Below are 12,009 nucleotides of genomic sequence, written 5' to 3' on the forward strand. Positions count from 1 at the left end.
CGGCCGGCGATGGGGGGATCCCTAGTAGAGGATCGACGGGAGGTAGGCGCCCGCCGGCTGGTTGTAGAGCCCCGTGCTCATCAGGTTCATCAGCTGGTTCACCTTGAGACCGCTGCGCAGACACCACTGGAGCAGGGCGCTGTCACTCGCGGGGACGAGGATGCCGGGGCCGCCGAATTCCGGGGCTGCCATGATGAGGGCCTTGATGTCCTCCGTTGTCTCGCCGACCGCGTGGCCGAAGAAGGAGAGGTCCGTGGCGTACCCGGTGATCCGCCCGTGGTGCTCGCTCACGCGGACGGTACCGGCCTTGAGCGCATCGACGACCTCACCGGATCGGTGCACCCCGTGGACCTTCCTGCACACGTCGTCGCAGGCGGCCAGGTCCGATTCCGTCGCGGGCCGCACCTCGTAGCCCGGTACGGCCCCGCCGATCGGCGGTCCTTGCAGGCACGCCAGCGCCTCGCGGAACTCGAAGCCGAGATGACCCGCGTAAATCTCGAAGGTGCGTGCGTGGTAGGCGTTCTGGACCAGCCTCATGCCCGGACCGTCGTGCGCGGCTGCCCGCGCCAGGACGTCCCGCATGAGGGCGCGCCCGACCCCGCCGGCCTGGAGGGCCGGGTCCACGCTCAGTGGTCCGGGGGCCACGACGGGGGATCGTTCGTCGAGGAAGTTGCTGCCCACGATCCGGCCGTCGAGCTCGGCGACGACGCTGTGGATCGCGGGGTGGTTCAGCAGCACCTCGAAGGCCCCGACGGCCGCCGCCTCATGGGGTACGTCCGAGGGGAAGTTGTGTTCGTGGGCGATCTTCGAGAATGCCTCGAAACATATCCGGGCGCATTCCGCGACATCGCGGGAATCCCCGGGGCGCAGTACGAGATTCACGGTTCCCTCTTCTCACTTCTCATGGGTGGAACGCTCAAAAACGTGTCGGGATCCGGTACGGACGCCTGCCTGCGTGCCGTCCCTTCGGGGACGAGGCTCTGGACGCGCCAGCCGGCTCCCCGCAGCCGCGCGTCCATGGTGGGAACGCTGCTCCTGGGGACCAGCAGTTCGACCAGGCCGCTCTGCTCGCCGGGCGAGTGGTCGATGGTCATGTCCTCGACGTTCACGTCCAGTTCGGCGACGTTCTGGAGGAGCCGTGAGAGTTCACCGGGCTGGTCTCCGATGAGGATGCGGACGGCCTTACAGGACGGCACGGAGTGCCCGTACTTGACGGGGATCCGTTCACGGCCCGTGCGGCCCCGACCGAGCAGGTCGGCCAGCAGCGTGGTGCCTTGCGCCCGCTCGTCGGCGTCGTCGGCGGTCAGTCCGCGCAGCGCGGCGACCGCGACCGCCAGGTCCTCGGAGAGTTCGGTCAGGACGTCGGCGACCGCTGTGGCGTTGGACTCCAGGATGTCGCTCCACAGCCGCGGGTCACCACCGGCGATCCGCGTCATGTCGCGCAGCCCTTGCCCCGCCAGCCGGGCGGCGTCGCCTTGGAGGTGCTCCAGGCGGGCGGCCAGCAGCGAGGAGAGCACGTGCGGGGTGTGAGAGACGCGGGCCACCGCCAGGTCGTGTGCACGGCTGTCCATCACGACGGGCACCGCACCGCACATCGAGATGAGCATCAACCCCGTGTTCAGGGTGTCGCGGCTGGTGGCCCCGGTGGGCGTGAGCACCCAGGTGCGTCCTTCGAAGAGGGTGGCACAGGCTGCCAGCGGGCCGGAGCGTTCCCGACCGGCCATCGGGTGGCCGCCGATGAAGGTGCCGGCGTCCCCGCCGTGCGCGGACACGGAGAGCTCCGGCCCGGTCTTGACGCTCGCCACGTCGGTGTACGCGCGGGCCAGGCCCTGGGCCTGCTGGGCCGCGAGCACCGCTCCGACCTGCGTCGGCGGGACTGCCAGCACGGCCAGATCGACGGGGCCCCCGGGGCGGCCGACGACGCCGGCGCCCAGTGATGCGGCGGTGCGGGCCGCCGATTCGTTCTCGTCGATCAAATGGACCGCGACCCCGCGCCGGGCCAGGGAGAGCGCGACCGAGGTGCCCATCATGCCGGTCCCCACCACGGCCGCTGAGCGGATCATCGGGATCCGGCGGTGTCGGGGTGGGCGTCCTGGCGAGCACGGCGTGCGCCCCACGGGTTGTCGATCGCGACGAGCCACGTCCCGTCGGGTTGCCTGCGCAGCAGTTCCGCCGCGTGTCCTTCCGTCCGGCTGACCGTGCCGTCGGGCGCGGTGACGTCCAGCTGCCAGTGGGTGCTGCCCTGAGCGACGTCCTCGTGGACGACGACGGTGGCGGCGACGGTGCGCACGGTGGGCTCCACCGACAGCATCGCGGTGAAGAACGAGCGGAGTTCAGTGGTGCCGCGGTGCGGGCGGCCGGTCTCGTCGACCATGACCGCATCGGGTTCGTACAAGGCGAGCAGCCCGTCGAGGTCGCCGGCGTTGCACCGCTCGTTGAAGCTGCGGCCGATCACCTGCGGATCGGTGATCGGTGTTGTCGCGCGACCGGTCGGACCGGAGGAAGGAGAGGAGGAAGAACGGGTGGTCACTGGATCGAATCTCCTGTAAATGGGTTCCGGCGGCCGACGACGACCGCGCCCACGGCGTCGAGGATCCGCTGTCGGCCACGGCCGTCCACGGTCTGCCAGGCGCGCTCGGCGAGTTGGGCGCGCCTGTCCGGTTCGGCGAGCAGGGCTCGGATCCGCCGCGCCATCGCGGCCGGTTCGGCGACCACGTGGGCCAGGGTTCCGAGCCCTTCCGCGCATCCGTGGGAGACGGCGCCTTCGTAGACGGGTACTTGGTTGTCGACGACCTGGATCAGCGCCGCGGGCACGCCCAGGCAGCACAGCTCGATCGTGGTGGTCCCGGCCGCGCTCACCACCAGGTCCATCTCGGTCATCAGGGCCGGCAACTCGGGTGTGGGGGTGACGACCTGCACGCGTTGCCGGGGGCCGGACGGCAAGGCCCGCACGCCCGCCGCGTCCGCGGTCACCACATGCAGGTGCAGCTCCGGGACCTGGGACAGCAGGGCCTTGGTCAGCTCCAGGGTGCCGCCCAGCGCGTCGGTGCCGCCGAGGACCAGCAGCACCTTCGGTGGCGTCGCGGCCGCCGCGCGCGTGCGCACCCGCAGCGCCGGGTCGACGGGGCGCCGCCCCTTGATGTCGTCACGGACGACGGCGAAGGAGGGCCCTCGCAGCAGCAGTGCCCCGTCGGCTGCCGGTGGACCCGTTCGGTCCGCGCCGATGTTCTGGTCGTACAGCACGTCGCCGCGGGCGTGGTGCGGCCGTCCGTCGTAGGCCGCCAGGACCGGGGCGATCGCAGCGGCCGCGTGGTAGTGCGCCCGCGGCAGGTGGTAGGCGTCGATGACGACGGCTTCCGGTGCCAGCTCGCGCAGGCGCTCGCGCAAGCCCTCGGCGGTGTCCGGGGCCCGCGCCACCGTGAGGGGTGCGGCGGCCAGGATCTCCGACAGCCACGGCACTTCGCACGTTCCGAGCAGGACCGGACGCATTCCGCGCGCGGCGGCCTCCTCGGCCAGGGCGACGCAGCGTACGACGTGCCCCGTCCCCATGCTCGCCGTGGCGTCGGCCCGGAGCACCAGTACGCGTTCGGCCGTCATGCTCCGGCCTCCGTGGTCCGCTCGGCATGAACCCTCCGCCAGTGATCACCGATCATGGGCTCCAGCTCCGTGTACCGGGGAGCCCAGCCCAGCCGCTCGCGCGCCGCCGTCGTGTCCGCGACGGAGTACGGCGTCTCGTTCGGGTGCGCCGGGTGGTGATCGACCGCGATGGTGCGTCCGGAGACCCGCTGAGCGGTGTCGATGATCTCCGTGACGCTGGCCGGGACGGCGCCGATGTTGTACGTCCGCACCGGCCCTTCGGCCACCGCGCCCAAGGCGAGGCCGACCGCGTCGACGACGTCGGCGACGTGGACGAAGTCCCGGATCGCGCTGCCGTCGCCGTGGACGCGTACGGTGCCCGCGTGAGCGGCGCAGTCCAGTGCCCGGGCGATCAGCGAACCGCCGTCCGGAGCCCTGCCCGCGGGGGTGACTCCGGCAGCGTTGAACAGACGCAGCGTGACGGCGTCGACGGCGCCGACCTCGGCGTAGCTCGTGATCGCGTGCTCCGCGGCCAGCTTGGTGCGCCCGTACACGCCGGTGGGCCGGGTCGCATCGGATTCGCGGAGCGGCCGCCCCTGTCCGGGGCCGTAGACGGCGGCACTGGACAGGAACACGATCCGCATCGGACGGCCGGTGCCGGCACGCTCCGCGACCATCGCGTCGAGCAGGTCGACGGTGCCCGTGACGTTCGTCCGGTAGTAGTCGCCCACGGCGTGCGGCGTGCGCACCCTCATGAGGGCGGCCAGGTGGCACACCGCGTCCGCCCCCCGCAGCGCGCTCCGGAGTCCGTCGCCGTCGGCCAGGTCCATCTTCCGGGCGTGCACGCCGACCGGCCAGTCACTTCGGCCGGTCCTGGCCAGCGCCACGACCTCGTGTCCCGCGGACGCCAGCGCCTTGACGACGCCAAGGCCCAGATAGCCGGTTGCCCCGGTCACCACGACCTTCATGTGGCCGTCACGCACCGGCGCTCGTCAGCTCACGGGCGATGAGGTCGAGCCACAGCACGTATTCGAGCGACATATCCAGGTCGGACCACAGCAGGTCGGCCGTGCCGTCCCATGCGGTGTCGTGGAACCACATGTCCCGGGTCCACACCCCCTTGGGGTCCTGGTTGCCCACGATGAGGTCGGCGATCCGGACAGCGAGGTCCGCGTACTGCCGCTCGCCCGTGAGGCGGTACAACATCGCGGCGCTCACTCCGAGCTTGCCGCAGGAGGGGTGCAGGGCGACGTCCCGGTGGCAGGACTGCGCCATGTAGTCCATCAGCTCGCGTGCCAACTCCAGGTGCTGGGCGTCGCCGGTCTTCTCGTGGAGCGCGGTCAGGAAGACGGCCGGGGCGCCGAGGAACCACCAGTCCTGCCCGGGCTCCTGGACCTTCAGCTGGTGCACGCCGGCGCCGGTGCGGAGTTCGCCGTCGGCCGACGTCGTGCTGAAGAACACCGAGGCGCGCTCGGGCTGGGCCTTCCACACGGCGGCCAGGAATCCGGCTGCGCGCAGGGCCACGTCCTGACGCCCGTGGAACAGCGCCGCGATGCCGCTGATGCTGGTGGAGACGGTGTCGCAACGGCCGTCGCCGGGCAGCGGGCCCGTCGAGCGGAAGCCGCCGTGCTGCGGGTTCTGCATGGAGGCGATGAAGGACATCAGCCGGTCGGAGAGGTCGAACTGGCCGAGCAGGTGGGTGCCGATGGCGAGGTATCCGTTGGCGTACAGGTAGTGGACGTCGAGGAAGTACGCCTCCTCGCGCGGCGACGGGACGCTGCCGTCGGCGCCCAGGTGGGCCCGTACGTAGGAGGCGAGGCGAGCCGCCTCCACCGTCCTGCCCGCGCACTGGAGTGCCCAGATCCCCTTGTAGGAGGACTCGATCACGTCGTGGGAGGAGGGCAGGCTGCCGTCGGGGCGCTGACTCGACGCGAGCTGCTGGGCTCCGCGGGAGGAAGCGGCCTTGTAGGTGTCGACGCGCTGCTCAAGGTCGATCTCGGGGTGGTTCATGAGTGGGTCTCCTCATACGGCCGGTGGTCGGCGCGATGGATGCCTGGATGGGGATGCAGGCGGTTCGGTAGGGTCGGACAGGGCAGTCCGGACAGAGCGGTCGGATCGGGCGCGGTCAGGCGATGAGTTCCTGGATCTCCGCCACCGAGAGCCACTGGTCGTTGGTGTCGGAGCGGTAGTTGAATCCGTCCGGCAGCCGGCCGACCATCGGCATGTCCTCGTCGAGCCGGCCGGACTGCGGGAGCATGATGTAGCGGTCGCCGCGCTTGTACGTCCGGACGGCATCGACCTCGGAGATCATCTCCTCGTGCAGCTTTTCACCGGGCCGCAGGCCGACTTCGTGGGTGATCGCGCCGGGCGCGATGGCTTCGACCAGGTCGACGACGCGCATGCTGGGGATCCTCGGGACGAAGAGCTCGGATCCCTGCATGTGGACGAAGGCGTTGACGATGAAGTCCACCGCCTGGTCCAACGTGATCCAGAACCGGGTCATGCGCTTGTCCGTGATCGGCAGCGGCTTGCCTTCGGCCGCCAACCGGCGGAAGAGCGGAACCACCGACCCGCGGCTGCCCAGGACGTTCCCGTAGCGCACCACACTGAATTTGGTGTGCTGGTTGTGCGGGTCCATGTTGGCGGAGGTGAAGAGCTTGTCCGCGCAGAGCTTGCTGGCGCCGTAGAGGTTGACCGGGCTCGACGCCTTGTCCGTGGACAGGGCGACCACCTTGCGCACCTTGGCGGCGACGGCCGCGTCGATCACGTTCTGCGAACCGGTCACGTTGGTGCGCACGTACTCGTACGCGTTGACCTCCGCGGTGTCGACCTGCTTGAGCGCCGCGGCGTGGACCACGAAATCGACTCCGTGCATGGCGCTGCTGAGCCGTTCGCGGTCACGGATGTCGCCGATGACCCAGCGGATCCGCGGATCCCGGTTGAAGTACTCGCGGAGCTCGAACTGCTTCAGCTCATCGCGGGAGTACACGATGATCGTGCTCGGCCCCAGATGCTCCAGCGCGTGTTCGATGAACTTCTTCCCGAGGGATCCGGTCCCTCCGGTGATCAGGATGACGCTATTGGCGAATTCGTTCGTTGACATCTTTACCTCAGCTTGAAAACGATGGTTCTGAACTGGCGCGACCGAAAGGGTGGTTGGGCGGGTTACCGGATCACCGCCTTGGTCCGCATGAGGAATTCGCCGAGGTACCCGTCGTGGGGGACGCCGGGCAGCATCAAGGTCGTCGGGGTGTCGCCGAGGTACACGTTGGTGATGCTCGGCTCCCGCAGCAGTTCCCCGATCAGTCGGCGGTCCTCGGTCATCGCCGTCACGACCAGCGATCCCTTCAGTGGTGCGATCCCGTCTTCGGGTGCCCACGGGCCCACCCAGACGCAGGGGAACGGCAGCTCGACGTTGAGTTGAGAGGCGCCGGAGGTCCGCACTTCGTGGACGGCGGGGCGTAGAACGGCTCCGCCGCCGGGCAGTTCGTCGACGACGGTGTCCCCGCCCAGCCACGCCCGGGTCCCCTCGGCGACCCTGTGCAGGTACTCGTCGACCTTCGCGGCCTGTTCGCGCGGCTGCACGGTCAGGACCGCCGACGGATCTTCGGCCGCGAGGCTCGGTATGCGGGAGAGCCTGGCCGCCAGTGCCTCCGCGAGCGGCGCGGGGTCGCCCTCGACCAGTACGGACGTGGTGCATACGCATGCGGTGCCGCCGAGATGGCTCACCGCGTCGGCGATCAGGTCCACCTTGTCGCGCCAGTCGACGTCCTTCGTCACCAGGACCTTCGACCGCCCCGGTCCCTGGGGCAGCACCCGCGGATTGGCGGCGTACTTCTCGACCACGTCCTGGCCCCCGTAGACCATGGAGTAGTCCGCTTCGGCGATGATCACGTCGGCGGTCACGTAGTCGCAGGGCAGGAGCGCCACCACGTCGTCGCCGAACCCCGCCCGGCGCAAGGCCGAGATGAGGCGGAACGCGGTGAAGGGCTCGCGGTTCGAGGGCCGCACCGCCACCTTGTAGCCCAACGCCAGCGCTTCCGGCCACAGGCCGTGCACGCCCGGGGTGTTGCCCGAAGCGTGAACCGCGAACACGTCGCCCTTGCGGGTCCATACCGCCGAGCCGTTCTCCGTCCTCGGGTCGTCCCAGTCGGCGACCGCGCCCGTCGGCATCGCGAGCCCGGAGGTGTGGCGCAGGGCTCGTAGGGAGTCGGCGACCCCGGCCATCGATCCCCGGACGACGGGCAGCGGCACCCCGGAGGCGATCGAGACCAGGTGGGCGTACCGGTCCGGGTCCAGCCCCCCGACCGTGCCGGTGAGGTAGAGGTCGGCGGCCTCGTCCAGCATGGTGATGCGGTCGGCCGCACTCGGCACCCGAGCGGCGCGCATGGCCGCGATCGTGCGCCGCACGTACAGCGGGGAGACGAGGCTGATCTCGCCGATCTTCTCACCGGACACGCCGGTCAGGTCCGTGCGGCGGCGCGTGCGGTAGGCACCTTCCGCGCCGAGCGCGTCCACATGCAGCAGTTCCGCCATCAGTAGACGCCCTCGATCACCGGGTTGCCCCCGAACACGGCCACCGGGCCCACGCCGGCCACCGACGATCCGATCGCGCCTTCCGGAGGTGCGACCCTGGTCGCCATGTCGCGCTCCAGGTTGTTGGGCAGCAGGGCGTACTTGGTGAGGTGGCTCATCACGACCTGGCCGCGCTCCCCGAATCCCACCTCCTCGCCCGTCTCCGGATCGATGACGCGCAGCGAGATGTACGGCGAGAAGGAATCGTTGATGGGGTTTCCCTCGAACTCCTCGTCATCGCGCTCCTTCGCACCGCCGAGGACGGTCGTGCTCCCGTAGATGCCCAGGAGCGGGATGCCGGGGAAGATCTGGCCGGTGAGCAGGTCCCTGGTATCGGCGTCCATCTGGGCACCGGACCAAGTGATGGCGCGCACGGACTTGTTGATGAGTTCCACGAGCTCCGGGCGGCGGGCGATGCGCTCCAGCAGGGCGGGGGTGGTGGCCAACGAGCCGACGTTCTGGGTGCGCAGGATGTGCGCGGCCTGATCGACGATGTGCTCCGCGTAGGCATCCGCGTCGTCCGTCCGCCCTTGGGCGATGAGGGCCTTCACCCACCGGGGATCGAGGTCCACGGTGAACTTCACTCCCCCGCAACGACGGGCCCAGCGGGTCGTGACCTCACCGAACATGTGCGGACCGGACGGTACGACGGCCAGTGAGTTTAGCGGCCCCGTCTCGGAAATGACGCGGTCCAGCCGGCTGTCCCAGGAGAGGTAGGCCTCCAGCCACTCCTCGAACATGACGAACCGTTTGGGAGCTCCGGTGGTACCGCTGGTTTCGTAGATGCCGGCGATCTTCGGGTTCGGTCCGAGACCGCGGGGGATCAAGTCCTCGATCGGGGTGTCGCGGAACTCGTCGATGACATGGGGAAATCTTGCGAGATCGGCTACGCCGTTCACATCGGTCAGTGGATCGAAGTCGAGCTGAGCCGCGCGCCGCAACCAGAAGGGACAGCCGGTCTCCGCACGGAAGTGCCACTGCATGAGCTCGCGCACGTATTCGTCGGGATCGACCCGGGACGGGTCCGTCACGACATCGAGGATTGAGGCAGACATGGGACCTTAATCGACTGGGATCTTGCTTCGACATGGCGTGACAGAACTGTGGGACGCCTATGCGGGGAAGCAGTGGATGAAAGGGCAGGAAAAGGCGGAGCAGAAGGCCGCGCCGGGCGCGATGCCGTAGGAGAAATGGTTCAATATCGAACAGGGAACGAATCCTACGAGCCGCCACGTCGAACTGGCGGTGTCGAAATGAATGTACTGGATCCGACAGGACGCGGAAGGGTCGAAGGTCCCGTCGACGGAGTAGGTGAAGGGCCCTACTCGCAGAAGCCCGGATACACCTCAGCAAAAGGGGTGGGAAGCTCTGAACTTCCCTGGGCCATAAGCCCCGGAAAGGACGATGGGCCCTCGCCCGAAAGGCCCATGGATCGTCGGACCGGAAGGACTAGAGACCTCCCAAGCAGCGGGGAACGAAACCTACAAACGTCTGAGTATTCGAGACCACCGAACCTACAAATCACCTAGAACCCAAAGCTCCGAACAGATGGACACCGCCGAGGGCCGAAAGGTCCCTAGGGGCCCGAGACCGAAAGGACCAAATCCCCTCGGAGGCGAAAGTGGAGCGGCCCCGGAAGGTATGGTTATGGCGCCACTGCGGATGCGTGGACCCCGCGTCCGCACCCGTCAGTGGGGCGGCCGCATTGTGACGGCGCCAGTGGGTACGGCCGAGGCCCCGGCATCGGTACCTGCCGGGAGGCCCTGCCCCCACCTCCCACCACACCTCACCCCTCAGATCGCCATCCGGTGCACGGATCCGGCTTTCGACGACCCATCGGAGAACTGGCATGTCCGGTACGCACGGCAATGACTCCCGAGTCGAGCGCGATGTGGCGGTGGGCGAGAGCGTCTTCCTCCCGGCGGCCGAGCTCCTGCGGCGGTTCCGCGCGGGAACGCTCTCCCCCGTGGACGTGGTCGAGGACTGCATAGCCCGCATCGAGACGACGGACCAGCACGTGGGGGCGTTCGTCCTCACCCGGTTCGACCACGCCCGACGGGCCGCGAGCGAGGCGGCACGCCGCTACGCCGACGGCACCGCCCGTCCCCTGGAAGGCCTGCCGATCGCCACGAAGGACCTGGTCTCCTTCGAGCCCGGCGTGCGCAACACCTTCGGCTCGCGCATCTTCGCCGAGGACATCGACTTCGTACCGGAAGCTGCGTCCCGGCACGTTCTCACACTCCTCGAAGCCGGGGTGATCTCCCTGGGGAAGACCGCCACCCCCGAGTTCGGGCACAAGGGCATCACCGCCTCACCCGCCTGGGGCGACACCTCCACCCCCTTCCGCATCGGCATCAACGCCGGCGGATCCTCCGGCGGAGCCGCGGCCGCCACCGCCGGCTTCATGGTGGCCGCCGCCGAGGGTTCCGACGCCGGAGGCTCCCTCCGCATCCCCGCCGCCCAGACCGCGACGGTCGGTCTGAAGCTCTCGTACGGTCAGATCCCCACCGATGTCGGGCCGGTGTCCATCAACCCCTACCTGCACACCGGTCCCATCGCCCGTACCGTCGAAGACGCCGCCCTGCTCGGCGACGTGATGGCACAGCCCTGGATCGGGGACCCCACCAGCGTCCCCAAGCAGACCCGCCTGACCGCATCCCTGCGCCGCGGCGTCGGAGGCCTGCGCATCGCCTACAGCCCCGACCTGGACCTCTATCCCACCGACCAGGACGTGGCCGACCTCGTCCGCGACGCCGCGGGCGCCTTCCGCGAAGCCGGGGCGGAGGTCGAAGAGGTCTCCATCGGCCTGGACGACATCATGATCGGCCCCGCCCCCGAATCGCTGCGCCCGCTGACGCAGGGCGATCTGTCGGGCATGTGGCGGGAATTGATGGCCGTGATGTACGTGGGGTCCGTCGTCGACAACTTCGCCGGACACGGTATCGACCTGATGCGCCACAGCGAGAAGATGACGCCCGAATTCCGAGCGCTGCTCGACCTCGGTGACACCGTCAGCGGACGACGCGTACGCAACATCGAGGCCATCCAGGCCACGATCATGCAGGTGTTCTACCGGCTCTGGACCGAGCGCGAGTACGACCTGCTGATCACCCCCACGCTCGCCTGCACACCGGGTGCGCTGCGCAACGCCGGCGACGGAACCACCGTCGGACCGTCACAGATCGGCGGCGTCCCGGTGGAAGAGACGATCGGCTGGTCCATGACCGTGCCCTTCAACTACTCGGGCGAGCCCGTCGCCTCGGTCCCGGCCGGCTTCCTCGACGGTCTCCCCGTCGGCATGCAGATCGTCGGCCCGCGCTGGGCGGACGAGCGCGTCATCGCCGCGGCGGCCGTTTTCGAGCGGCTCCGCCCGTGGTACGTCCGCTACCCGCGCGAGCTCGAAGCCGCCCGCTGACTCTGTTCCTGAGTTCCGGATCCGGTCCACTTCTTGTGGGCTCGGCGCAAGGGACGGATCTACGCAACCGTGCTCGTCGACGTCGGGACCCGCCACCCGTGGACCTCTTGTCGAACCGGGAGGCGGACACACCCGTACCCGGTTCCAGGGGCCGGGGGCGGACGACGCGCCTGCATCCGCGGCCGGGCGGCACAACGGACGGGCGCTCCCTCCGTCCCGCCCGGCCGGCGGATCGGCGACTTTCCCAGCTGGGCGTCGACCGGCCCGTTGAACAGCGCGTGCGCGTCGGGCGCGGCCCCGATGCGGCGCCTCCCCACGCCTCAGGAGCGGGCGGCTCGCAGCTCGCGCGCCCCCGCGACGAGGAGGACGGCGAGGGCCGCACCGCCCGACCACAGGAGCTGGGGGCGTGCGTCGTCGTCGAAGAGCATGAGGACGAGGACGGC

The 12,009-nt window shown here is 69.6% G+C and carries 10 protein-coding genes; 1 reads left to right on the forward strand and 9 read right to left on the reverse strand.

Annotation, left to right across the window (positions count from 1 at the left end; genetic code table 11):
• Positions 1 to 21: 21 nt before the first annotated feature.
• The 9 genes from ACIBEA_RS31110 to ACIBEA_RS31150 form a co-directional block, all read right to left on the reverse strand.
• A complete protein-coding gene (locus tag ACIBEA_RS31110) occupies positions 22 to 882 on the reverse strand; it encodes a GNAT family N-acetyltransferase (protein WP_399266524.1) in 861 nt (286 codons plus the stop codon).
• Positions 879 to 2,060, reverse strand: a complete 1,182-nt coding sequence (locus ACIBEA_RS31115; protein WP_399266537.1) for a prephenate dehydrogenase — start codon at positions 2,058 to 2,060, stop codon at positions 879 to 881. The genes ACIBEA_RS31110 and ACIBEA_RS31115 overlap by 4 nt, the downstream gene beginning before the upstream one ends.
• Positions 2,060 to 2,530: a YybH family protein gene (locus ACIBEA_RS31120; protein ID WP_399266525.1), complete on the reverse strand. Its 471-nt coding sequence runs from the start codon at positions 2,528 to 2,530 to the stop codon at positions 2,060 to 2,062. Before ACIBEA_RS31120 ends, ACIBEA_RS31115 begins: the two co-directional genes overlap by 1 nt.
• Positions 2,527 to 3,597, reverse strand: coding sequence for a PseG/SpsG family protein (locus ACIBEA_RS31125; RefSeq protein WP_399266526.1), 1,071 nt, complete (start codon positions 3,595 to 3,597; stop codon positions 2,527 to 2,529). The genes ACIBEA_RS31120 and ACIBEA_RS31125 overlap by 4 nt, the downstream gene beginning before the upstream one ends.
• Positions 3,594 to 4,559, reverse strand: a complete 966-nt coding sequence (locus ACIBEA_RS31130; protein WP_399266527.1) for an NAD-dependent epimerase/dehydratase family protein — start codon at positions 4,557 to 4,559, stop codon at positions 3,594 to 3,596. The genes ACIBEA_RS31125 and ACIBEA_RS31130 overlap by 4 nt, the downstream gene beginning before the upstream one ends.
• A complete protein-coding gene (locus ACIBEA_RS31135; protein ID WP_399266528.1) occupies positions 4,552 to 5,586 on the reverse strand; it encodes a beta-L-arabinofuranosidase domain-containing protein in 1,035 nt (344 codons plus the stop codon). The genes ACIBEA_RS31130 and ACIBEA_RS31135 overlap by 8 nt, the downstream gene beginning before the upstream one ends.
• Before the next feature lie 115 nt (positions 5,587 to 5,701).
• Positions 5,702 to 6,679, reverse strand: coding sequence for a UDP-N-acetylglucosamine 4,6-dehydratase (inverting) (gene pseB / locus ACIBEA_RS31140; RefSeq protein ID WP_399266529.1), 978 nt, complete (start codon positions 6,677 to 6,679; stop codon positions 5,702 to 5,704).
• Positions 6,680 to 6,741: 62 nt separating this feature from the next.
• A complete protein-coding gene (locus tag ACIBEA_RS31145) occupies positions 6,742 to 8,112 on the reverse strand; it encodes an aldehyde dehydrogenase family protein (RefSeq protein WP_399266530.1) in 1,371 nt (456 codons plus the stop codon).
• A complete protein-coding gene (locus ACIBEA_RS31150) occupies positions 8,112 to 9,182 on the reverse strand; it encodes a phenazine antibiotic biosynthesis protein (protein ID WP_399266531.1) in 1,071 nt (356 codons plus the stop codon). Before ACIBEA_RS31150 ends, ACIBEA_RS31145 begins: the two co-directional genes overlap by 1 nt.
• A gap of 818 nt (positions 9,183 to 10,000) precedes the next feature.
• On the opposite strand from ACIBEA_RS31150, the gene ACIBEA_RS31155 reads away from it, so the two are divergent.
• Positions 10,001 to 11,566 carry an amidase gene (locus tag ACIBEA_RS31155; protein ID WP_399266532.1) on the forward strand — a complete coding sequence of 522 codons (1,566 nt, stop codon included), beginning with the start codon at positions 10,001 to 10,003 and terminating at the stop codon, positions 11,564 to 11,566.
• Positions 11,567 to 12,009 lie beyond the last annotated feature (443 nt).

The organism is Streptomyces sp. NPDC051555 (assembly GCF_044454405.1).
Classification (GTDB): Bacteria; Actinomycetota; Actinomycetes; order Streptomycetales; family Streptomycetaceae; genus Streptomyces.